Origin of the sequence: Pseudomonas sp. SL4(2022) (genome assembly GCF_026625725.1) — a bacterium.
Lineage (GTDB): Bacteria > Pseudomonadota > Gammaproteobacteria > Pseudomonadales > Pseudomonadaceae > Aquipseudomonas.
In genome coordinates, this window is the sequence record NZ_CP113060.1 from 2,675,856 (window position 1) to 2,698,442 (window position 22,587).

The window sequence follows — 22,587 nt, forward strand, 5'->3', positions numbered from 1 at the left end:
GTTCAGTCACCGTCATGGGCGTTAAAGCCCAGCTGGATGCCCAGAGTCTTCGCCAGCTCGGATTCATGCAGGCGATGCAACACATTCAGGCTGTCATACAGGGCGTTGACCTCGGCGCGGCCGGCGTCGTCGCTAAGCAGTTCGCCGAGCGGCCGTTGGGCGGCGGCCAGGCGTTGACGGGTGTCGCTGTAGGCGTCGTTGATGCGTTGTTTCAGTGCGCCCTGATCACTGCCGAGCAGCGCCTGGATGCCATCCTGCTCGGCACCCAGCCAGATGCGTTCGGCGCTGGCCAGACTGGCAGCGAGGTTGGCCAGACTGGCCTTGCTGCGCCAGGCTTCGGCCTGATAGGGCTGCGGCTGACCTTTGCTCTGGCGGCCGAGTGGCGTGCCGAGTTTCTTCTTCAGCCCGTCGATGGCGCTAACCTGGGTACGCAGCAGCTCGGCCACCGCTTCCGGGGCTTCGGCGTAGCGCGCATTGGGGAAGTCCCTGAGCAGCGCGGCCATACCGTCTTTGGCTTGCCACTGGCTTAGCACATCGGCGGCGAGGACTTGCTGGTGCTGGCCGATGGCAACGATCAGCGGGCAGTAGCGGGTTTTCTGCTCGGCGACGTTCAGATCAATTGCCGGATCGAACAGCAGGTATTCATAGGCGGTGAGGCCTTGTACCACGACGCTGGATTTATCCAGATCGGCTGGGGTCAGCTCGGGTTTGCTGTTGACCAGCGCCTCAACCTGACGTGCCACCAGGTTCTTCTTGTCCGGCCAGAACTGGATCTGCCAGGCGCGGTTGCCTTCCGCCAGCGGACCGAAGGCAACCGGTTGCACGGCGGCCCAGGCGCTTTGCGCGCTGGCAAAGGCCTGACGGGCTTCGGCGAGGTTCTGTTGGCCGGCGCAGAAGGCCTGGCCGCTAGCTGCCAGCTGGCGGTCGGCTTCGCTCCAGGCGCTGTAAATCGGCAGCAACACGCCATCGGTGAGTGCACGGCTGACCTGCTGCTGCGGATCGCTTGGGCTGCAGGCGGTAAGCGTAAGGCTAAGCAGGGCGAGCGTGAGGGGTGAGCGGATCATCTGCGGCTCCTTACAATGAATTCAGAAAAGCCAACAGCGCGTTGCGCTCGTCGGCATTGAAAGTGATGACCTGCTGCTTGGCCGCCTCGGCCTCGCCACCGTGCCAGAGGATGGCTTCCAGCAGGTTGCGCGCGCGGCCGTCATGCAGGAACAGGGTGTGGCCGTTAACTGTTTCTGTCAGGCCGATGCCCCAGAGTGGTGGGGTGCGCCATTCGCGGCCGCTGGCGAGAAACTCCGGGCGGTTGTCAGCCAAGCCTTCGCCCATGTCATGCAGCAGCAAGTCGCTGTAGGGGCGAATCAGCTGATTGGCCAGCTCCGGCTCGGCGGCGTCACTGGCGGTGGTGAATTGCGGGGTATGACAGCCCTGGCAGCCTGCCTGGTGGAACAGGGTCTTACCAGTCAGCACCTGCGGTGTATCCGCGCCACGACGTGCCGGTACACCGAGGTTGCGGGTGTAGAACAGCACGCTGGCAAGAATGTTGTCGCTGACTTCCGGCTCGCCGCCATGAGGTGCGCTGCGGCAGTCGGGTTGTGCCGCAGTGCAGTTGTCCTGGCTGACCAGGCTGCTGGTCAGGCCCATGTCGTTGGCAAAGGCCTCGGCGTTCTGTTGGTTGAGGGTTGGTTGTCCGGCTTTCCAGCCAAAACGACCCAGCACCGTGCGTTGTTTCTCGCGGTCCCAGACCTGGTTGGCGCGCCCTGAGATGCCATCGTTATCACTGTCTTCGGGGTCGGCATTGGCCAGGATGGCCGCTTCGGGAATGGCTTCGAGCAGACCCAGACCAATCATCGGCGGAGCGATGCGTGCCGAAAACAGCGTATCGGGATGCAGAGCGCCATAACCGAGCTGGCTGATTTCCAGGTTGGGCTTACGCAGCTCAATTCGGGTGCCGTCGGCAAAACTGACCTGCTGCGTGCTGTAACTGACGCGCACCTTGCCCTCGGGGGGAACACCGGGGTTGGCCATGTCCTGCAACTGGCCACCGTAGGTGGGTTCGGCCAGTACGCCAAGGCGCTGGATAATCTCGGCATGTTCGCTGCCGGCTGGAATTGACAGGCGTACCAGCATCGACACCGAGCTGATCGCATCAGACGTCGGTGGGTGGCCGCGACCGTCCTTGATATGGCAGTTCTGGCAGGCGTTGGTATTGAACAGCGGGCCGAGACCGTCACGCGCGGTGGTAGTGGCCGGTGCGGTGACCCATGGGTTGCGGAAGAAGCTGTTGCCGACGCTGAAGTCCAGACGGCGTGAAGGCGTCAGATTGGCGGAGGGCAGGGAAAAGGCATTTTGGTCGGACTGGCGCACGGTGGTGCTGCCCGCAGACAGGGCTTCACCGGGTTCGGCTTCGGTGAATTGAGGGCCATTGTCGCAGCCAGTCAGGCCAAGACTCAGGGCCAGTAAGAGCGCAACGCGGTGCGGCGCATGCATGGAAGAGATCCGCAGCAAAAAACAGGCGGCTGATCTTAACAGTCCATCCCGTTTTAAATAAGACGGATTTGCATTATCGCTGGTGGCCAAAGGTCGCAGGGTATAAAAAACTGCATGCCATAAAAAAACCGCAACTCCGGTTAAGGCGTCGCGGCTTCTTATGCGCTACCAATCTTCGGACTTCGCGAGCTGGAGCGAGACAAGGCGCTACGTTAGCAACAGCCGTAGGCTGGCCCGAAGGGTGGGCGTAGTGAATCAAGCAGAGTTTACGAGCATTACTTGTTTCACTCGCCCTTCGGGCCGCGCTAAAACGCGTTAGCCGCAAGCAGCTTGCCGAGGCTGTTTTCAACGCAGTATCGCCGACGCGCAGCAAGCCCTACGCGGTTAGAAGCTGTGGTCAGCGGTATCCGGATTGAGATCACTGATACCCAGCTTGCCAGCGGCCTGCTCGATGGCGCCAGTCTGCTTGACCAGTGCGGCGATGGCATCACGAACGATCTGTTGGCCTTCGGTATTGTCGGCGGCGATCAGCTGATCGAAGTGCTTGCCGTTGTTCGCGCTGTCGACCAGAGCCTGCAGCTTGCCTTCGGTGGCTTCGAGGTCGGCTTTCAGGGTGCTGTCAGCAGCGGCATCAACCTTGGCCACCAGCGACGAAAGGCTTGGGCCGGTCAGGGTGGTGCCGTCGACTTTCTTGTATTCGCCCAGGTAGACGTTGCGAATACCTTTGCCGTTGTAGAAGTGCGAGTTGTGGGTGTTGTCGCTGAAGCAGTCGTGCTCGTCTTCGGTGGAGTTGGCTTCCAGTGCGACCTTCATGCGCTCGCCGGCCAGTTCGCCGAGGGACAGGCTGCCCATGCCGAACAGCATCTTGCGCAGGCCATTTTCAGCTGTGTCGGCTTCCAGTGTGGCGCGGTAGTTGTCAGTCTTGCCGGCCTGCCATTGCACAACCATGGCATCGAGGTCGCTGACCAGCAGGTCGGCGGCGGCTTTGATAAAGGCGCGGCGGCGCTCGTTGTTGCCGCCAGTGGCGCCTTCACCCACGACGAAATCGCTGGCTGGGCGCTCACCGGCACCTGGGCCGCTGCCATTCAGATCCTGGCCCCACAGCAGGAATTCGATGGCGTGGTAGCCGGTGGCGACGTTGGCTTCGGAGCCGCCCAACTCATTCAGGCTGGCCAGCAGCTCCGGGGTGATGGTGCTGACATCAATCTTGTCTTCGCCGACCTGAAGCTCTTTGTTGGCAATGATGTTGGCGCTGGCGCCCGGGTTGCCGAGGGCGTGCTGGTAATCCTTGGCGACGTAGTCGATCAGGCCTTCGTCCAACGGCCAGGCGTTCAACTGGCCTTCCCAGTCATCGACTACGGCGTTGCCGAAGCGGAATACTTCAGTTTGCATATAAGGCACACGAGCGGCCAGCCAGGCTTCGCGGGCGGCTTTCAGCGTGTCGGCGTTCGGATTGGCGAGCAAGGCGTCTACGGCTGCTTGCAGGGTTTTACCGGTGCTGGCGGCATCGCTGAATACGGCCAGTGCCAAGTCTGCGTAATGGCTGACAACTGCCTTGGCGGCTGCTTCGTCGACCTTGCTGCTGGCGGCTGCCGGAGCACTGTTGCTGCTGGCTGCTGGAGCGGCCGCTTGATTAGCAGGCGCCTTGTCTTCGCCACAACCGGCGAGAGAGATAGCGATGGCGAGCAGGCTGGCAGAGGCCAGGGGCATACGAAGCATGGCGAAATCCTTTGCAAGTGAGAGTGGAGCACCCATGTGGGCGAGTGCAAAAACTGAAGCATAATGCGAAAGATTTTCATTTTGCGCAAAGGGTCGTTACGTTTTTTTCATTTGGATTGCTGGCGATCCTTATCTTTTGTCCTGGGTGCCAGCTGAATGCTGCAGGGCGTCATGTTCCATTCAGTCGCTGGTACGCCCGACCTGAGAGGGGTGTGGTCACGATTCAAACGTGAGTTGTGGCAAAACAACGTGCTGCCCAAGTTTCGCGAGGCGGGTGCGCTCAGTGAGCTTCGGTCTTTTTACGGTTAGAAAAAAGCCCGCCAGAAGGGCGGGCTTGTCCGTGTGAATGAGCGTCAGAGCGTCGCCGGATTGGCAGTGTTGTTCAGGCGTCGTGCCTGCTTCAGATAGGCTGTTAATTCCCGTGCAGGCAATGGCTTGCTGTACAGATATCCCTGACCCTCGTTGCAACCTTGAGCCATGATATAAGCCTCTTGCTCAACAGTTTCGACACCTTCGGCGATGACTTGCATGCCCAGGCTTTTGCCCAATTGAATGATGGCGCGCACGATGGTGGCATCGTCCTCATCATCCAGGAGGTCTTGTACGAAACTTTTGTCGATCTTGATCTTGTCCAGGGGCAGGCTCTTCAGGTAACTCAGTGAAGAATAGCCAGTGCCGAAGTCATCAATCGCGATCAGCGCGCCGGAGCGGCGCAAGCTGAGCAGGTGCTGGGCGGCGGTGTTGATGTCTTCCATCAGGCCGGTTTCGGTAACTTCCAGCTCAAGGCTGCGCAGTGGCAATCGGTAGACCTGCATCAGGTTGTTCACGACCCGTGGCAGCTCTGCGTGGTGCAGTTGCACAGTGGAGAGGTTGACTGCCATACGCAGCTCGGTGAAGCCCTGGTCATGCCACTCGCGCAGTTGGCGGCAGGTCTGGTCGAGAATCCATTCGCCAATCGGGATGATGGTGCCATTTTGTTCGGCAAGCGGGATAAACAGATCCGGCGGCACAAAACCATGCTGCGGATGCTGCCAGCGCAGCAGCGCTTCGACGCCGACCACGCTGTGGTCGCGGTAGTCGACCTGCGGTTGGTAGACCAGGTGCAGTTGATTCAAGGCCAGGGCGTCACGCAGGTCTTTTTCCAGTTCGCGACGGCGGCGCATTTCGCTGTCGACGCTGGCGATGTAGAACTGGTAGCGGTTGCGTGAACGACTCTTGGCCAGGGTCATGGTCTGTTCGGCTTTCTGCAGCAGTTTTTCGGTGCTGTCACCGTCTTCCGGGAACAGCGTAATGCCGATGGTCGCGCGCAGGCGAACTTGCTGCTGGTCGAGCATAAACGGGTTATCGAGGTCGTCGAGTACGCTCTGCGCCAGTTCGGCGGCTTCGTAAGGCTGTTCGATATCTGCCTGCACCAGCGCGAATTGGTCACCCCCCAAACGTGCCAGCGCACCAAGGCGGCCACTGTGGCTGCGCAGGCGGTCGGACAGTGCCAGCAGCAGCTGGTCGCCGGTCTGGTAGCTGAATTGTTCGTTGATGCCCTTAAAGTCATCCAGGCCGACGCAAAGCACGGCGACGCGGCGCTGCAGGCGGCCAGCATCTTCAAGAATCTGGTCGAGTTGTTGCTGCAGCTGCTGACGGTTCGGCAGACCGGTGAGGAAATCATACTGAGCCATGCGCAGCAGGCTGTTTTCCGCTTCGCGGCGCAGGTTGGTGTTGCGTTCGATGGAGGAGAGCAGCTGGTTGGCGGTATTGATCCACAAGCCCAGCTCGTTCTTTTCGTTGCCCTTGAGCATGGGCAGCTTGTGTTCGCTGGGGCGATCCGGGTTGATATTGGTCAGGTGCTCAATGATCTTCGACAGCGGCTTGGTCAGCAGCCAGTGGTAGACCAGATACAGCACCAAACCCATGGCGAGGGCGCGCAGCACGCCAGAAATAAAGATGATGATCGAGTTGGTGACAAAGCTCTCGCCGTAGGGGGCTGTGTCGAGAGTGATGCTGAGGTCGCCGTAGTACTCGCTGTAGGGGCCGCGGCCGACCAGCTGGGTGGTGAAATTCTGTTCCTTGCCGAGGATCGGATCGGTCAACCAGCGGGTGGGGATATCAACCTGTTCGCGGGCCTTCTCCGCCAGCATTGGCTCATTGGGGTGGCCGATGGCGGCCATGCGCACTGACTCGTGCTGGAACAGACCTTCGATGACTTGCATACCCATTTCCCGGTCGAGACTGTAGACCGCCTGGGTGGAAGGATCACGGAACATGCCGAGGATGCGGTGCGCGTCGTTTGCGACGGCCTGACGTGTCTTGTACACGTCGAAAACGATCTGCGCACAACTCAAGACCACGCCGACGATGAGTGCAGAGAGCAGCACCACACGAAGCAACTTAAGTGACAAGCTGTTTTTGAGTTCCAGCTTCAAGTGACGGTTCCTTGTTAGAGGCCTTTGGCGTCAGACGCTAGTGAGTATTGGCAAAGTCGCGCTTGCAGTCAAAGGGCCATTATCAAAGTTTGTCGAACAAACTTTTGTGTCGTGATGGCGCGGATGCTAGCGGACATAAGAGTAAGTTGCACTGTCTCGGTGCATGCGCTGTGCTGCTGCGGCTTGCCAGCTACTCGTTTTTTCTTGGCATGAGAGTTGCCATACCTCCGGCACTCACCGTGCGGGGGATATGCAATGAAAACTCGACTGTCAGGAATAGCTGCGTTTGCGGTATCGCCACTGGCTCAGGCGGCCAGCGATGATGCGATCAATACGGCCTGGTTGGTGCTGGCCAGCGTGTTGGTGTTTTTCATGCAGGCTGGCTTTGCCTTGCTGGAAAGCGGAATGTCGCGGGCGAAGAATGCCGTTAACGTGATGATGAAGAACTACATGGACGGTTGCGTCGGCGGCATTACATTCTGGTTGTTCGGTTTCGGTCTGATGTTCGGCAGCAACATCACCGGCTGGTTCGGCATGAGTCATTTTGCGCCGCACGATGGCGAGCCCTGGGATTTCACCTTTCTGCTATTTCAGATGATGTTCGCGGCCACGGCTGCAACCATCGCCAGTGGCGCCATGGCCGAGCGCACGCGTTACTCGGCCTATTTGATCGGCGCGGTGGTGATCAGCGGGTTTATTTACCCGGTGTTCGGCAGCTGGGTGTGGAGCGGCATATACGGTGGCCAGGGGTGGTTGGCGGCCCTGGGCTTTATCGACTTTGCCGGCTCCACTGTGGTGCACAGCGTCGGCGCCTGGTGTGCGCTGGCCGGTATTCTGGTGCTGGGGCCGCGTCTGGGGCGTTTTGCTGCGGACGGTGCGCCGCGCAGCATTCCTGGGCACAACCTAAGCCTGGTCGCGCTGGGCGGTTTCATCCTTTGGTTTGGCTGGTTTGGCTTTAACGCCGGCAGCAGCCTGGGGATAAATGTCAGCCTCGGGCTGATTGCCCTGAATACCCACCTGGCGGCGTCGGCCGGAGCACTGGGTGCATTTCTGGCGCAGCGCAGCACCTCCAGCCCGGTGCTGTTGACTACCACGGTGAACGGTTCGCTCGGTGGTTTGGTCGGCATCACCGCCGGTTGCGCGACGATGTCGCCGCTGTTTGCCCTGCTGACCGGGCTGGTGGCCGGTGGTGTGGTGGTGTTCGGGATGCGCCTGCTGGAGCGCTGGCAACTGGATGACGTGGTCGGTGCGATACCGGTGCATGGTTTTGCCGGGGTCTGGGGCACGCTGGCGGCTGGGCTGTTCTTCAGTGGCGACCTGTTCAATTGGTCACGGGTTGGGGTGCAGTTGCTGGGTGCCGGGGTCGCGTTTGTCTGGGCGTTCCCGCTGGCGTTGATGCTTTACCTGTTATTGGCGAAAACCCTCGGCCTGCGCACCTCTTCGCAACATGAGCAGCGTGGCCTGGATTATGCCGAACATGCTGAGGTGGGCTATCCCGAGTTCAACCTGGCGGTGACCTTCGACAGTAACGACCTGCCGAGGAGGGTGTGACATGAGCCTGGCAACTCGCCGACGGGCGATCTACACCGGCCTGGCCGGGCACTTTGCTGAAGACGAACTGCTGGCTGTGCTGGCCCTGTGGGAAAACAAATACGCCGACAAACCGCCGTTCGCTCTAAATGAGTTTCTCGGTGAAGTGGCGGCGACCTGCGAGCGCAAGTTGGAGCGTGCCAAGCTCTACCGCGAGCTGGTGGGGGCGCTAACCGGCCCGTTATCAGCCTTGCTGCCGGACCCGGAACCGCAGTTGCTCAGCTGGCGGCAGCGGATGGGCGTGGCGGCACCGCTACGGGTCGGCACGGATAGCCAAGCACGGCATACCTTCGAGGCGCTGAGCCGCGTGCTGTTCAATGCGCTCGACGCCGGGTTGCTGCCACGCCTGCAACATTTCGTTGCGGGTAACCTGAGCAATTTAAGTGGCAGCAATGTGCAGCGCCTGCGCGTGCGGGCCTGGCTGGAGCAGGGCGCTGAACTGGAACCGGCCGGCCTGGGGCTGGAGCAGCTACGGCAGTTGCTCAACCTGCTGTACATCGGGTTGTGTGAATACCTGGGGCCGGTGGTGGCTGATCAGCGTCTGACTCATGCGGTGCAGCAGGTCGAGGCGTTGCACCTGGCCTTGGCGCCGCGCAAGCTGTTGTAAACCGCTGGTGCAGAAAACAAGAAACCCGGCACAGGGCCGGGTTTCTTGTTATTCGGGAGCGCTGACTTAGGCGGCGTAGTTTTTCGCTACGAAGTCCCAGTTGACCAGGTTCCAGAACGCCTCAACATACTTCGGACGCAGGTTGCGGTAGTCGATGTAGTAGGCGTGCTCCCAGACGTCGCAGGTCAGCAGCGGGGTGTCGCCGCTGGTCAGCGGGCAGCCGGCGCCGATGGTGCTGGCCAGGGCCAGAGAACCGTCAGCCTTCTTCACCAGCCAGCCCCAGCCGGAACCGAAGGTGCCGATGGAAACCTTGCTGAATTCTTCCTTGAACTTGTCGAAGGAACCGAAGGCTGCGTTGATGGCGTCAGCCAGAGCACCTGTCGGTTGGCCACCGGCGTTAGGCGCCAGGCAGTTCCAGTAGAAGGTGTGGTTCCAGACCTGAGCGGCGTTGTTGAAGATGCCGCCGGACGAAGTCTTGACGATTTCTTCCAGGGTTTTGCCTTCGAACTCGGTGCCTGGAACCAGGTTGTTCAGGTTCACGACATAGGTGTTGTGGTGCTTGTCGTGGTGGAATTCCAAGGTTTCCTTGGAAATATGCGGCTGCAGGGCGTCATGTGCGTAAGGCAGCGGCGGCAATTCGAAAGCCATGGTTTATCTCCTAATCAGGTCAGGTGCGGTGTGCGCGAAGCCGATCACGGGCGGCCATCTCAGCGGCGTGAGTTATCTCTTTGCGCCGCAAGCCCTGAATCATAGCACTGGCCCTACGGCTTAAACACGCGGCAACTGTGTGGAAAACCAACTCGGCGCGCTCTGTGCCGGCGTGCGGCAATGCTGCTCAGCCCAGTTGGCCGCCGCTGAGTAACTGCCAGGCAATGCTGAACATCATCAGGGCTACGCCCAGGTCGATAACCCGCCAGGTGCTGGGGCGCGCCAGCCAGGGTGCGAGCCAGGCGGCGCCCAGGGCCAGGCAGAAGAACCAGATTAATGATGCGCTGGCCGCACCCAGCGCATAGGCACCCGGTACCGGTTGCTGTGCGCCCAGTGAGCCGATCAGCAGTACCGTGTCGAGGTAAACATGCGGGTTGAGCAAGGTCACCGCCAGAGCCGCCAGCAGCACTGCCTGGCGTGAGCGCGGGCCGCTTTCACTGGCCTGATTCAGTGCTTGTGGGCGGCTGGCACGGATCAGCGCCTGAGTGCCATACCAGAGCAGGAAAGCCGCGCCGCCCCAGCGGGCGATGCCCAGCAGCAGCGGGCTTTGCGCCAGCACAGCGGCCAGGCCGAACACCCCGGCGGCCACCAGTAGGGCGTCGCAGATTACGCAGAGCAGCGCCACGGGCAGGTGATGCTCGCGGCGCAGGCTTTGCGCCAGGACAAAGGCGTTTTGTGCGCCGAGGGCGATGATCAGTCCGGCGGCGATCAGTAATCCGTTGCTATAGCTTTGCCACATCTCGGTTACTCCGCCTGTGCACTGAGTTGTTGCAGAACAGCCTGCGCGCGCGGCCCGTCGGCATGGGCGACGAACAGGTGATCGTGGTAGTAGCCGGCGATCACGTTGCAGCTGATCCCGGCTTGCGCCAGAGCGCTGGCGACAGCCGCCGTCAAACCCACGGCTTCGAGAGCCGAATGCACATGCAGTGTCAGCCAGGCGGCCACATAGCTGTATGGCAGGCGCAGTTGCTCTGCCTGCAGGCGCGGCAGAATCACGCTGAGGCCCTCGGCTTCCTGAAAACTGCCCAGTGGTTGTATGCCTTGCAGCTGCGTGGCATCGCTCAGGCTACAGAACACGTAAGCACCTTCGTTCAGCTGTGGACTCATGCTGCGCAGCAAGGTTGTCAGTGAGGTTTCGCCGGCCATGCGGATTGCCTTGTTCAGAGTGGTGATGCTGGTCAGTTTGCTGTGGCTGGGTATATAAGAGAAACCAATAATCCTGATTGCCCATTAGGAAATCTTATTTTGCTCGATTACAAGTTACTCGCCGCCCTGGCTGCGGTTGTGGAGCAGGCTGGTTTCGAACGAGCGGCGCAGGTACTGGGGCTGTCGCAGTCGGCTGTGTCGCAGCGGATCAAGCTGCTGGAGGCGCGTGTCGGTCAGCCGGTGCTGGTGCGTGCGGTGCCGCCAGCGCCCACGGAAATCGGCCGGCGTCTACTTAACCATGTGCAGCAGGTGCGTCTGTTGGAACGTGATATTCAGGCGCAGGTGCCGGCACTGGATGAAGGCGGCATGCCGGAGCGCCTGCGCATTGCCCTGAATGCGGACAGCCTGGCCACCTGGTGGGCGGCTGCGGTTGGGGTGTTCTGTAGCGAACAGCGCCTGTTGCTGGACTTGGTAGTGGAGGATCAGGAGGTCGGTCTCAAGCGCATGCGCGCTGGCGAGGTGGCGGCCTGTGTGTGTGCCAGCGAGCGTCCGGTGGCCGGAGCGCGGGCCATGCTGCTGGGAGCGATGCGTTACCGGGCGTTGGCCAGCCCGGCCTTTATCGCCCGGCACTTCCCTGATGGGGTAAATGCACAGACGTTGGCCCATGCGCCGGCCATTGTCTTTGGGCCGGATGATTTGCTGCAGCATCGCTATTTGTCCGGGCTGGGTGTGGAGGGCGGTTTTGCCCACCACTTGTGCCCTTCGTCCGAGGGCTTTATCCGCCTGGCGTTGGCCGGTTTTGGTTGGGGCCTGATTCCCGAGTTGCAGGTGCAGGGCGAACTGGCGCGCGGAGAACTGGTTGAGCTGCTCGCCGAGCAGCCGATTGATGTGCCGCTCTACTGGCATCATTGGCGCAATGGTGGCGAGTTGCTTAACCAGTTGACGCAGCACCTGGCGCAGGCTGCAGGCAAGAGTCTGGTGGCGTTACTGTGAACTCAGGAGCGCTGCACCTTGCCCGAGCCTGGCAGTTGTTCCACGCAACGGGCGCCGAGCAGTCTTGACGGGGTGAAGTAGCCGCCAGTGCCGCTGTAACTCAGCAAATGCCGCACGGCCAACAAGGTACCGTGCACGGTGACGTCATAGCCATTGGCGGTTTCCAGGCGCGCGGTTTTTACCTCACCGGCGGCATTACGCACCTCGCCCCACAGCCAGGTGCGTTGACGGGCGCGGCTGGCTTCATCGGGGCCGCTGACGCGTTTTTCGATCAGTCGCTTGAGCCAGTTCTGCACCGCATCCAGGCCGAGCAGGCCGCGCAGCGGGTCGATCAGTCGCATCACGATGGCGGCCATTGTTGGCGTCGGCAGGTACACCTCGATATTGTCGATGCCGGTGGAGTGGTAGGCGGTGGACACATCGCCCCAGGGGATCGTTACCGCCGGTTTTTCACCGCGACCAAAGTTGATGGTGCGGCGCTTATAGCCCAGCGGTACATCGGTGATCACGCCTGCGCGGCGCACCTTACCGCCAAACTTCAGGCCTTCCACCGAGGTTTTTGCCGTACCGGGCGACAGCCCGCTGCCAGAATCGAAGCCCAGCGCCAGGTGCGTGGCATCGGGCAGGGCCTGGTGCAGACAGGCGGCCAGGCAATCGCTGGGGATGACATCAAAGCCCACGCCGGGGCAGACCACTACGCCCCGCTCGCGGGCCTGCTGATCCCGCTGGTGAGCGGCTTCGAACACGCTGATCTCGCCAGTAATATCGACATAGTGGGTGGCGCTGGCCAGGCAGGCGTCGAGCATCGGCGCGCTGGTGGCGGAGAATGGCCCCGCGCAGTGAGCGACCACGGCAACATCCGCCAGGGCTTCCTTGGCTCGGTCCAGTTGGTGGATATCGAATATCCGGCATTCCAGGCCCAGCAGGCTGCCCAGAGCGTGTACAGCGGCCGGGTTACGCCCTGCCAGAATGGGCGTGAGGCCCTGGCGCTTGGCTTCGGCGGCCAGCAGGTGGCCGGTGTAACCGTTGGCGCCATAAATCATCCAGTGCGTGGCCATCCTGTTTTCCTTTAATAAGCGGAGGTAGGGGCACAGCTTAGCGGGTGCTGCCGCCTTTGTTGGCCTATCGCAGGGTGTGTGCGGTCGCTGCTATGGCCTGCACTGCCACTGCGCACGCTGCTAGAGTGGCGCATCGAGCAGGCCAAGCGGGGTGTTGCAATGAAGATTCTGGTAACCGGAGCCAGCGGTTTTATCGGCGGGCGGTTTGCCCGCTTTGCCCTGGAACAGGGCTTGCGTGTGCGGGTTAACGGCCGCCGTGCCGAGGGTGTCGAGCACCTCTGCTCGCGTGGTGCGGAGTTTGTTCAGGGCGATCTATCTGACCCCGAGCTGGTGCAGCAGCTGTGTCGGGACGTTGAAGCGGTGGTGCACTGCGCCGGCGCGGTCGGCGTCTGGGGGCGTTACGAGCACTTCTATCAGGCCAATGTCACGGTCACCGAAAACGTGGTCGACGCCTGTATTAAACAGAAGGTGCGGCGCCTGGTGCACCTGTCGTCGCCGTCGGTGTATTTCGACGGTCAGGCGCATGTCGGCTTGCGTGAAGAGCAGCTGCCCAAGCGGTTTTCCGATCACTACGGCAAAACTAAGTTTCTTGCCGAGCAGCAGGTGTTTGCCGCCCAGGAGTTCGGCCTGGAGGTGCTGGCGCTGCGTCCGCGCTTTGTCACTGGGGCGGGCGATACCAGTATCTTTCCTCGGCTGATCAATATGCAGCGCAAAGGTCGGTTGTCGATCATCGGTAACGGCTTGAACAAGGTCGATTTCACCAGCGTGCACAACCTCAACGAAGCGCTGATGAGCTGCCTACTGGCCGCCGGGCCTGCGCTGGGGCAGGTGTATAACATCAGCAATGGTGCGCCAGTGCCGCTGTGGGATGTGGTCAATTATGTGCTGCGCAAACTCGACCTGCCGCCGGTGACCCGCCATCTGCCTTATAGCCTGGCGTATGGCGCGGCGGCGTTGAATGAAGGCGTGTGCAAGCTGCTACCCGGTCGCCCGGAGCCGACCCTGTTTCGCCTGGGGGTGGCGGTGATGGCCAAGGATTTCTCCCTGGACATCAGCCGCGCCCGACAGCATCTGGAATTCGAGCCCAGGGTTAGCCTGTGGACCGCGCTGGATGAATTCTGCACCTGGTGGCAGGCGCATCACCCGATTTGATGCCCGGTAAGTCAATCTCAGGCGTAAACACGCTGCCCGCGGTACATGCGTACTGACCCACTGGCCGGGCGGTGTGCATGCTCTTCCACCAGCAGCGGATGTCCGGCTTGCATGCGTGGCGTCGTTGCAGCCTCGCCGAAGGGGCGGTCGCTGTACTGAGCCAGCAGTTGACCCAACTGGCGGGTTTCATCGCTGCTGGAGGTGAGGCAGGCGCTGAGCATGCTGTTGATTGCATCCGGCTGGCTCATGCGAATATCCACCGCCAGCTCTTCGCGCAACCGGCGGCGCAGGCTTTTCATGCAATCCAACACTTCTCTATTCAGCTCCATGGACCTTCCCCCGTAATTAGAAGTGGACTGGGTGCCTTCATCCGGAATGCCCCGTCTGGTCTCGCCGCGTTTGCCGCGTGCGGATCGCGCCTGTAGCGGCCGGCTTCCCTGACCCTACGAAAACGTCGCAAATAGACAACTGCAAGGCGCGTACCAGTTCACACTCTGCGGAACTGCGCTGCTTGCAGCGGGTCGATGGCCTGAGTTGTGCCCTTCGTCGGTGCGCCCTGCACTGGCATGGCGCGACACTGAAGCCCTGCGCGCGAACCGGTATACTGCGCGGCATTCTGCTACTGAAGGTTGACCCATGCGTAACGATGCCCACGACGAACTCGATCACGTGCCCAGCCTGCGGGCTGATCAGCGCGATCATGACGACTATGCCGCAGAACCACCGGAGCCTGCGCGCAGTCCTGCCTATGGCCGCGTAGCGGCCGCAGCGCCGGTGAAATCTGCCAGCACTGGCCCGCTCTGGGCCCTGGTTGGCGCCTTGATGATTGCCTTGGGCGGGCTTGGCTGGTGGAGCTTCCAGCAGATCAGTCTGATGGAGCAGCAACTGGTGGCGACCCAGGAAAGCTTTGCGCGCATCAGCGAGGAAGCGGCCGGGCGAATTCAGGATATTTCCGGCAAGGTGGTGGCCACTGAATCCTCGGTCACCAGCGGCAGTGAGGCGCTGAAGCTGCAGGTCAAACAGCTGGAAAGCAAAGTGGCCGAGCTGAGCAAACAGCAACAGGGTATGACGGGCCAGAGCACCGAGCAGAATAATCGGCTAGAACAGTTGGCCGCGCAATTGAAAGGTCAGGAAGGTGGTGAGTCGAAGCTGGAAGCGGTTCTCAGCAAGCTCAGCGCAGAACAGGCTGCGCTTAAAGATGAGCAGACCAGCCTGAAAAGTGCGCTGGCCGGGCAGAGCAAGCTCGACGAGAAAATGGCCAGCCTGCGCAGTGAGATCGACGCGCTGAAAAAACAGGGCAACTCCAGCCAGGCCATTGCCCGTGTCGAGCAGGACCTGCTGATACTCAAGAGCGATCTGGAAACCCGTCCTGCCACCAGCAATACCGTCGAGTTTGATGCTTTCCGCGCGCAGATGAGCCGCAACATCAGCACCCTGCAGGCGCAAGTGTTGAACCTGCAGCAGCAGATTGACGCCCGCTGAGTGAGCTGCAACAAAGAAGCCCGCCAATTGGCGGGCTTCTTTTTTGAGGCGTTTAAACCTCAGGTAGATACTGGCAAGCCTCTGTGGGAGGCGTTTTAGCGGCGAACGTTCGATAACGCTATCGCGGCTAAAACCCCTCCTACGACAGAGCGGCTACAGCGTTGGGTAGTCGAGGTAGCCGACCGGGCCTTTGCCATAGAAGGTTTCCGGGTGCGGGGTATTCAGCTCGGCATCCTGCGCCAGGCGCGCCGGCAGGTCCGGGTTGGCGATAAACGGAATGCCGAAGGCCACTGCATCGGCTTTGCCTTCAGCCAGCCAGGCATTGGCTTGATCCTTGGTGAAGCGCTCGTTGGCGATAAACACGCCGCCGAAGGCTTGTTTCAGGCTTGGCGACAGGCTGTCGTCGGCTTCCTTCTCACGGGCGCAGATAAAGGCGATGCCGCGTTTGCCCAGTTCACGAGCGACGTAGGTAAAGGTCTCGGCGCGGTTGGCGTCGCCCATGTCATGGCTGTCCGCACGCGGTGCCAGATGGACACCTACGCGGCCAGCGCCCCAGACTTCAATCGCTGCATCAGTGACTTCCAGCAGCAGGCGTGCGCGGTTTTCCAGGCTGCCGCCGTAGCGGTCGGTGCGCTGGTTGGTGCTGCTTTGCAGGAACTGGTCGAGCAGGTAGCCGTTCGCGCCGTGGATTTCCACACCGTCAAAACCGGCGGCCTTGGCGTTTTCCGCGCCCAGGCGATAGGCCTCGACGATATCGGCGATTTCTTCGGTTTCCAGGGCGCGCGGGGTGACGAAGTCCTTCATCGGGCGCACCAGGCTGACGTGACCCGTCGGCTGGATGGCGCTCGGTGCGACGGGCAGTTGACCGTTCAGGTAGATCGGGTCGGAAATGCGCCCAACGTGCCACAGTTGCAGGACGATCTTGCCGCCTGCAGCGTGCACGGCCTTGGTCACATTGCTCCAGCCGCGTACCTGATCATCCGACCAGATGCCGGGGGTGTCCGGGTAGCCGACGCCCATCGGGGTCACGGCCGTGGCTTCACTGATGATCAGGCCAGCACTGGCGCGCTGCACGTAGTACTCGGCCATCAGCGCGTTGGGTACGCGGCCTTCATCGGCGCGGCAGCGGGTCAGCGGGGCCATGATGATGCGGTTGTTGAGTTGTAGGTCGCCAATCTGGATCGGGTCGAAAAGTGTGGTCATGGGACGGTCCTCTCAGGTTATTCGTTGAGTGCAAGTTCGGGTTCAGGGCTACGGGTACTAAAAGTCAGCAGGGTGGCCAGCAGCGCCAGTACAGCCAGTACGGCTGCGGCCAGGGGCACGTGGGTCAGGCCGAAGCCTTCGGCAATCACCAGGCCGCCAACCCAGGCACCGAGGGCGTTGCCGAGGTTGAAGGCACCAATATTCAGGGTCGATACCAGGTTCGGTGCACCGCTGCCAAAGGCCACCACATTGACCTGAAGGGCCGGCACCGCAGCGAATGCGGCGGTGGCCCAGAGGAACAGGGTGATTTCGGCCGGGATCAGCGCCTGGCTGGTCCAGCTGAATAGGGTGGAAATCACCGCCATGGCGACAAATACGCCGACCAGGGTGGCTTTCAGGCTGCGGTCGGCCAGGCGGCCGCCGAGCATGTTGCCGAGGGTCAGGCCGAGGCCGATCAGCAGCAGGGTCCAGGTCACGCCGTTGGGCGACACGCCAGTGACTTCGCCCAGCAGCGGCGCGATGTAGGTGAACAGGGCAAACATCGCCGCAGAGAACAGCACCGTGGTGCTCAGCGCCAACCACAGGCCGGCACCGCGCAGGGCGCGCACTTCGCTGGCGAAGTCGGCCTTGGCTTCATCGGTTTTGCTGGGCAGCACGCGCCACAGGCCGATCAGGGCAATCACGCCAATCAGGGTCACGGCCCAGAAGGTCGAGCGCCAGCCGGCGTACTGACCGAGTGCGGTACCGAGTGGCACGCCGAGCACGTTGGCCAGGGTCAGGCCGGTAAACATCAAGGCGACGGCTGAAGCGCGGCGATTGGCGGGCACCAGGCTGGCGGCCACCACCGAGCCGATGCCGAAGAACGCGCCATGGCAGAGGGCGGTGATGACCCGGGCGAGCATCAGCATCTGGTAATCGCTGGCCAGGGCGCAGAACAGGTTGCCGGCGATAAAGATGCTCATCAGCATCAGCAGTGAGGCTTTGCGCGGCCAACTGGCGGTGGCCAGGGCCATAAAAGGTGCGCCGATGGCCACGCCCAGGGCGTAACCGCTGACCAGCCAACCGGCGCCGGGGATCGACACGCCGAGGTCGCCCGCCACTTCTGGCAGCAGGCCCATGATGACGAATTCCGTGGTGCCGATGGCAAACGCGGACAAAGCGAGAACGAGAAGCGCTGCAGGCATGCCGTCAGCTCCTGAAAAAGGGGTGAATGAACAATGAGTTTTAGAGCGCTTGGCTGATGTGGTTGAGGAACGCCTGGATCGTCTCTTCATTGCGCTTGAAGAAGTTCCATTGGCCAACCTTCTTGCTGCTGATCAAACCGGCGCGCTGCAGGGTTGCCAGGTGTGCGGAGACTGTTGATTGCGACAGCCCGGTGCGCTGGTCGATCTTGCCGGCGCACACGCCGATTTCCAGCGGATGGTCCTGGTCGGCGAAATACGCCTGCGGGTCTTTCAGCCAATGCAGGATGTCGCGCCGCACCGGATGGGCCAGTGCCTTGATCACTTCATCGATATCGAGTTGCATGCGGGTTATCCCCAGTGCGCTGTAACGCCATATCGCGATGAGGCGAACCTTATATCGGTTGCTGACGATATACAGATCGTTCATGGCGATAGTCATCATCACGCCTGCTGATGTGTAAGCTGAGGCCATGAATTACCTCGCGCATTTACACCTCGGCGGCGACGCGCCGGCCCAATTGCTGGGCAGCCTGTATGGCGATTTCGTCAAAGGGCCGCTGGGTGGGCAGTGGCCGGCGGATATCGAAGCGGCGATCCGCCTGCACCGGCGTATCGATGTATTCACCGACAATCATCCATTGCAAATGCAGGCGCGGGCGCGTTTTGCCATTGAGCGGCGGCGTCATAGCGGCATCTTGCTGGATGTGTTTTTCGATCACTGCCTGGCGCTGAACTGGGCTGACTATGCCGCCGAGCCATTACCGCGCTTTACTAGGAGGGTGTATCTGGTACTGGCCGCTGAGCCGCGTTTGCCTGAGCGTCTGGCGCACATTGCGCCGCGCATGGCAGCGCAGGATTGGCTGGGCAGTTACCGCGACTTTTCCGTGCTGGAACAGGTGGTCGCGGGGATTGATCGGCGTCTGTCGCGGCCAGGCTTGCTGGCCGGCGGTGCCGCCGAGCTGGAGCGGCTGTATCAGCCGCTGCTGGAGGATTTTCGCCAGTTCTATCCGGAGTTACAGGCCTTCGTGGCGCGCGAGCGTGGACTCGGCGGTTAGGCTGCCTGGCTTTCAGTTTCAGCCTTTTCAGTTTCAGCTGCGTCTACCGCACCAAACAGCGCCTGACTGATCGCCTGCTGCGCCGCGCGGGCCAGGGCGTTGCGGTTCAGTTCGCTGCTGGCAATTGGCGTCAGCAGCTGAATGTGCACTTCACCCAGTTCGCTGCCGAGCAAACGCAGCAGGTGCGAGAGCATGTCGTCATCGCCGATAAACGGCGCCACGCTGCACGGTTTGCCGCCGCGCAGGTAACGGATGGCCACCGGCTGCACAGATACGCCACTGTCGATCGCACTGCTCAGTAGGCGACCGTGAAAGGTGCGCAGCCCCAGCCCATCGGTGGTGGTGCCTTCGGGGAAGATCAGCAGGTTGCGCCCGCGTTGCAAGTGGTTGCCCAGCTGCTGGCTGAGCAGGCCGCTATCACCCGAACCCCGGCGAATAAACAGGGTGCCGGCCTTGTGCGCCAGCCAGCCGGCCACCGGCCAGGTGCGCACCTCCGCCTTGGACAGGAAGGACAGCGGAGTGAGCATGCCGAGCAGTGGAATATCGGTCCAGGACACATGGTTGCTGACCCATAGCATCGGCTGACGTGGCAGCTCGCCCTGTACCTGCAAGCGAAATGGCAGCGCCCCGGCCAGGCGTGCGAGAAACCAGCGGGTCAGGCGTTGGCGGGTTGGCATCAGGTCATGCCGGACCAGGCGTTCAAGCAGGGTTATGCTCGCCGCCAGCAGGGTGCCGAGGCTGATCACCAGCAGTAGGCGTGCCAGGCGCAGGTACAAACGCACTTTCTTCATCAAACACTCTCGCGACAAAAACACAAACGCCGGCACTGTCTACAGAGTGCCGGTGAGTTGTGCAAGATTACTCCGACTTGCTGTTAAACAGCGGCTTTGAAGTGCCGTGCATAGCGTGGGCACAGCTCGTCACGCTTGAGCAGGATAAACACGTCAGCGACCTGGAAGTCCTGATCCCAGCACGGCTCGCCGCAGATCTTCGCGCCCAGGCGCATATAGGCCTTGAGCAGCGGCGGCATTTCGGCGATCACGTTGCTTGGCACATCCAGCGCCGGTAGCGGGTTTTTCGGTTCGGCGCGCAGGTGTTCGGTGCACAGGTAGCGTTCGCGCAGGCGCTGCATGATCGCCTGGGCCTGAACACCGCCATCCTGCATGGAGATGCTGGCGCAGCCCATCAGGTAGCGATAACCGCCTTCGTTGAGCACTTCGGCCAACTCGCCCCAGAGCACGGCGATGGTTGCACCGTTGCGGTAGGCGGCATCGACGCAGGTACGGCCGATTTCCAGCACCGGGCCTTCGAGGTGTGGCAGGCCGTGCAGGCTGAATTCTTCTTCGCTATAGAAGCGCCCCAGGCTGGCGGCAGCGCGGTGGTCGAGCAGGCGAGTGGTGGCTACCAGCTCACCGCTGTTGAGGTCGCGCACGCCGATGTGTTGGCAGTGAATATCGTAATCATCCATGTCCAGGCCCAGTTCGGCACCCTTGAGCTTGGCATCGAATTCGGCACTGAATACGCGAAAACGCAGCGCCTGGGCTTCGCGCAGGGCGGCAGCGCCCAGCAAGCGCTCGGCTTGCAGGCGACGAGCGGGGGTGGTGCGGTCGCGGGTGATTGCCATCTGGGTCATGCCGTCATCTCCTGTAGCCGGCTTTTTGCCTTGCAGCCGGTCGATCTTGTTGGGCAAGCTCAGGCTAGGTAGCGGCGGTGTCACCTCCATGAAGATTTGGTGATGCTTGTATGACACGGTGTTCAATCCCTGGAACAAGGAGCAAGGCATGCCCTGGCAACAGCTGTTGAGTCCGAAAACGCGTTTACCGGTGACGGGGCTGGAGGAGTGGTACGCCAGCCTGCTGGACCGTATTGGCCACCCAACCCCGTTGCAGCTGGCCCTGCTCGGTGGACGGCTGGCTGCGACGCCAGGGCTGGCGTTTCTCGCCGGGTATCAGGGCGCGTTGCGTGCGCTCTGGCCAGCTGCGCCCTGGACGTTGGGGGCGCTGTGCGTCACCGAAAACCGCAGTACCCGACCGGCGGATATGAGTACGCGGATCAACGCCCTGACCCTCGACGGCCGCAAGGATTTCGTCACAGCCGCCGAGGCCGCCGACTGGTTGCTGGTGGCGGCCCGTGAGGACGTTGCCGGCGCGCGGGTGCAACTGGCCCTGGGCGTGGTGCGCAATGGTGCGCCAGGGGTGCAGATCGAGACGCTGCCGGCGTTGCCACTGATGCCCGATGTCAGCCATGGCCGCTTGCATCTGCAAAGCGCGCAGTGCGAGCGCTTGCCCGGTGACGGTTGGGATGACTATGTAAAACCCTTCCGCACCCTGGAGGACACTCATGTGTTGGCGGCGCTGACGGCCTGGTTGTTTGGCATCGGGCAGGAGTCTACTTGGCCGCAGGCCCTGCAATTGCGCCTGCTTGGTTTGCTGGCCGGCTGCGCGGAAGTGGCGCGGCAATGCCCGAGCGCCGCAGGCAGTCATCTGCTGTTGGCCGGATTATTTGCTCAGTTCGACAGCCTGCGCGGAGAGCTGGACAATGCCTTTGCCAGCGGCGATGCGCACTGGGCGCAGCTCTGGCAGCGCGACAAAGGCCTGCTGGCGATTGCCGGCAGCGCGCGCAGCAAACGCCAGCAGAAGGCACAGGCCCTGCTGGGGCTCACACTGTAAGGCCCGGCAGGGGCATCGATAGCGACCGTGTAGGCGTCGGGTGGATGACGCCCTATCCGCGTGGGGGCGGGCATGCGCTACCCAGCCGTCACGAAACCGATATCAGCGGTTTATGAGTTGTGACCACCACTGCCTTGTTGGCTTGATCCAGGTCAGTAAGGTTGGGCCGCTACGCCATTAAGCTCACGGGCTTTCGGGAGAGAGCCTGCCATGCGACGCGAGCCCATAGTGCTGTTCGATAACGGTGAGCATCAATGCATGATGTTCGATGATCTGGTCAGCGGGGAGGGCGTGCAGTCCAACCAGTTTCTGATCACCGACAACGAGCAGTACCTGCTGCTTGATCCGGGCGGTGACCTGACGTACACGCCGTTGTCGCTGGAGCTGTCCAAGCACATTCCGGTGCAGGACCTGACCTATATCTTCGCCTCGCACCAGGACCCGGACATCATCGCCTCGCTGGACAAATGGCTGTTGCACACCCGCGCACGGGTGATCTGCTCCAAGCTCTGGGCGCGGTTTTTACCGCACCTGACGGCCAACTACCTGGCGCTTAGCCGTGGCATCAACACCTTTGACCGGATCATCGCGCTGCCGGATCGCGGCCAGTCCTTCAGCCTTGGCAAATGCACGCTTAAGGCGGTGCCCGCGCATTTTCTCCACTCGGTGGGCAACTTCCAGCTGTATGACCCGGTGAGCAAAATTCTGTTTTCCGGCGATATGGGCGCCTCGATGGTCGACGACGCGCACCCGGTCACGGACTTCGTTAACCATGTGCCGAACATGCTCGGCTTTCACCGGCGCTATATGGCCAGCAACAAGGTCTGCCGGCTGTGGGCGGCGATGGTCCGTGACATGGATGTTGCGATGATTGTGCCGCAGCACGGCCGGCCTTTTGTCGGCGCAGAAATGATCAATGCCTTTCTCTACTGGATCGAGAACCTGGAATGCGGCATGGATCTGCTAGGTGCAGAGGATTACCGCTTGCCGGATTAGTCGCCTGGGCATAAGCCGTGACTTTTCGCGCCGAACAGCCGGATAAAGCGGCGTGTTCGGCGCTTTTTGTCGGCGTCAAACGCATGCTAGGGTGCGGCCTTCGATCCCAGCAGAGGCG

22 protein-coding genes are annotated in these 22,587 nt (G+C 61.7%); 8 read left to right on the forward strand and 14 right to left on the reverse strand.

The window, feature by feature from the left end:
* Positions 1-2: 2 nt before the first annotated feature.
* The 4 genes from OU997_RS12620 to OU997_RS12635 all read right to left on the reverse strand — a co-directional run bounded on the left by OU997_RS12620 (position 3) and on the right by OU997_RS12635 (position 6,626).
* Positions 3-1,064, reverse strand: coding sequence for an imelysin family protein (locus OU997_RS12620; RefSeq protein ID WP_108486256.1), 1,062 nt, complete (start codon positions 1,062-1,064; stop codon positions 3-5).
* A 10-nt stretch (positions 1,065-1,074) separates the two neighbouring features.
* The gene (locus OU997_RS12625) at positions 1,075-2,490 is read right to left on the reverse strand and encodes a di-heme oxidoredictase family protein (RefSeq protein WP_108486257.1); all 1,416 of its coding nucleotides are present in this window, start codon (positions 2,488-2,490) and stop codon (positions 1,075-1,077) included.
* A 384-nt stretch (positions 2,491-2,874) separates the two neighbouring features.
* Positions 2,875-4,209 (reverse strand): imelysin family protein, encoded by a 1,335-nt coding sequence (locus OU997_RS12630; RefSeq protein WP_267806866.1) that lies wholly within the window; start codon positions 4,207-4,209, stop codon positions 2,875-2,877.
* A gap of 353 nt (positions 4,210-4,562) precedes the next feature.
* Entirely contained in the window at positions 4,563-6,626 is a 2,064-nt protein-coding gene (locus tag OU997_RS12635; RefSeq protein WP_108486259.1) for a putative bifunctional diguanylate cyclase/phosphodiesterase, read from the reverse strand.
* A 255-nt stretch (positions 6,627-6,881) separates the two neighbouring features.
* Between OU997_RS12635 and OU997_RS12640 the strand changes: the two genes are divergently transcribed.
* Together OU997_RS12640 and OU997_RS12645 are read left to right on the forward strand one after the other, a co-directional pair.
* Positions 6,882-8,177: an ammonium transporter gene (locus tag OU997_RS12640; protein WP_108486260.1), complete on the forward strand. Its 1,296-nt coding sequence runs from the start codon at positions 6,882-6,884 to the stop codon at positions 8,175-8,177.
* Between the two features lies 1 nt (position 8,178).
* Positions 8,179-8,823, forward strand: coding sequence for a hypothetical protein (locus tag OU997_RS12645; RefSeq protein WP_267806868.1), 645 nt, complete (start codon positions 8,179-8,181; stop codon positions 8,821-8,823).
* Positions 8,824-8,889: 66 nt separating this feature from the next.
* On the opposite strand, the gene OU997_RS12650 is transcribed toward OU997_RS12645, so the two are convergent.
* From OU997_RS12650 to OU997_RS12660, 3 genes are all read right to left on the reverse strand, one after another.
* Entirely contained in the window at positions 8,890-9,471 is a 582-nt protein-coding gene (locus tag OU997_RS12650; protein WP_090249029.1) for a superoxide dismutase, read from the reverse strand.
* A 187-nt stretch (positions 9,472-9,658) separates the two neighbouring features.
* A complete protein-coding gene (locus tag OU997_RS12655) occupies positions 9,659-10,270 on the reverse strand; it encodes a LysE/ArgO family amino acid transporter (protein WP_267806871.1) in 612 nt (203 codons plus the stop codon).
* A 5-nt stretch (positions 10,271-10,275) separates the two neighbouring features.
* Positions 10,276-10,677 carry an ACT domain-containing protein gene (locus tag OU997_RS12660; protein ID WP_108486263.1) on the reverse strand — a complete coding sequence of 134 codons (402 nt, stop codon included), beginning with the start codon at positions 10,675-10,677 and terminating at the stop codon, positions 10,276-10,278.
* Between the two features lie 99 nt (positions 10,678-10,776).
* Here OU997_RS12660 and OU997_RS12665 point away from each other — a divergent pair, with 99 nt between their 5' ends.
* Positions 10,777-11,670, forward strand: coding sequence for a LysR family transcriptional regulator ArgP (locus tag OU997_RS12665; protein ID WP_108486264.1), 894 nt, complete (start codon positions 10,777-10,779; stop codon positions 11,668-11,670).
* A gap of 2 nt (positions 11,671-11,672) precedes the next feature.
* Here the strand turns inward: OU997_RS12665 and OU997_RS12670 are convergent, their stop codons facing one another.
* Positions 11,673-12,728: a saccharopine dehydrogenase family protein gene (locus tag OU997_RS12670; protein WP_267806874.1), complete on the reverse strand. Its 1,056-nt coding sequence runs from the start codon at positions 12,726-12,728 to the stop codon at positions 11,673-11,675.
* A 159-nt stretch (positions 12,729-12,887) separates the two neighbouring features.
* On the opposite strand from OU997_RS12670, the gene OU997_RS12675 reads away from it, so the two are divergent.
* Positions 12,888-13,880 carry an NAD-dependent epimerase/dehydratase family protein gene (locus tag OU997_RS12675; RefSeq protein ID WP_267806875.1) on the forward strand — a complete coding sequence of 331 codons (993 nt, stop codon included), beginning with the start codon at positions 12,888-12,890 and terminating at the stop codon, positions 13,878-13,880.
* Between the two features lie 17 nt (positions 13,881-13,897).
* Here OU997_RS12675 and OU997_RS12680 read toward each other — a convergent pair whose 3' ends face one another.
* A complete protein-coding gene (locus OU997_RS12680) occupies positions 13,898-14,209 on the reverse strand; it encodes a hypothetical protein (protein ID WP_108486267.1) in 312 nt (103 codons plus the stop codon).
* A gap of 307 nt (positions 14,210-14,516) precedes the next feature.
* Between OU997_RS12680 and OU997_RS12685 the strand changes: the two genes are divergently transcribed.
* On the forward strand, positions 14,517-15,362 hold the full coding sequence (locus tag OU997_RS12685) for an ATPase (protein ID WP_267806877.1): 846 nt from the start codon (positions 14,517-14,519) through the stop codon (positions 15,360-15,362).
* Positions 15,363-15,515: 153 nt separating this feature from the next.
* On the opposite strand, the gene OU997_RS12690 is transcribed toward OU997_RS12685, so the two are convergent.
* Genes OU997_RS12690 through OU997_RS12700 form a run of 3 tightly spaced genes read right to left on the reverse strand, consistent with a single transcriptional unit; the run spans position 15,516 to position 18,092 of the window.
* The gene (locus OU997_RS12690) at positions 15,516-16,565 is read right to left on the reverse strand and encodes an alkene reductase (RefSeq protein WP_108486269.1); all 1,050 of its coding nucleotides are present in this window, start codon (positions 16,563-16,565) and stop codon (positions 15,516-15,518) included.
* 17 nt (positions 16,566-16,582) lie between these two features.
* The gene (locus OU997_RS12695) at positions 16,583-17,749 is read right to left on the reverse strand and encodes an MFS transporter (RefSeq protein WP_267806878.1); all 1,167 of its coding nucleotides are present in this window, start codon (positions 17,747-17,749) and stop codon (positions 16,583-16,585) included.
* A 40-nt stretch (positions 17,750-17,789) separates the two neighbouring features.
* Complete coding sequence (locus tag OU997_RS12700) at positions 17,790-18,092, reverse strand: ArsR/SmtB family transcription factor (protein ID WP_090382593.1); 303 nt, start codon at positions 18,090-18,092, stop codon at positions 17,790-17,792.
* A gap of 127 nt (positions 18,093-18,219) precedes the next feature.
* On the opposite strand from OU997_RS12700, the gene OU997_RS12705 reads away from it, so the two are divergent.
* Positions 18,220-18,804, forward strand: a complete 585-nt coding sequence (locus OU997_RS12705) for an ACP phosphodiesterase (protein WP_108486271.1) — start codon at positions 18,220-18,222, stop codon at positions 18,802-18,804.
* Here OU997_RS12705 and OU997_RS12710 read toward each other — a convergent pair.
* The gene (locus OU997_RS12710) at positions 18,801-19,595 is read right to left on the reverse strand and encodes a lysophospholipid acyltransferase family protein (protein ID WP_108486272.1); all 795 of its coding nucleotides are present in this window, start codon (positions 19,593-19,595) and stop codon (positions 18,801-18,803) included. The two genes, OU997_RS12705 and OU997_RS12710, sit on opposite strands and share 4 nt — an antisense overlap.
* Before the next feature lie 83 nt (positions 19,596-19,678).
* Positions 19,679-20,437 (reverse strand): L-ornithine N(alpha)-acyltransferase, encoded by a 759-nt coding sequence (gene olsB, locus OU997_RS12715; RefSeq protein ID WP_108486275.1) that lies wholly within the window; start codon positions 20,435-20,437, stop codon positions 19,679-19,681.
* A 148-nt stretch (positions 20,438-20,585) separates the two neighbouring features.
* Here olsB and OU997_RS12720 point away from each other — a divergent pair, with 148 nt between their 5' ends.
* Both OU997_RS12720 and OU997_RS12725 read left to right on the forward strand, forming a co-directional pair.
* Positions 20,586-21,473: an acyl-CoA dehydrogenase family protein gene (locus OU997_RS12720; protein ID WP_108486273.1), complete on the forward strand. Its 888-nt coding sequence runs from the start codon at positions 20,586-20,588 to the stop codon at positions 21,471-21,473.
* A gap of 210 nt (positions 21,474-21,683) precedes the next feature.
* Positions 21,684-22,469 (forward strand): MBL fold metallo-hydrolase, encoded by a 786-nt coding sequence (locus tag OU997_RS12725; protein WP_108538031.1) that lies wholly within the window; start codon positions 21,684-21,686, stop codon positions 22,467-22,469.
* The last annotated feature ends 118 nt before the right edge of the window (positions 22,470-22,587 follow it).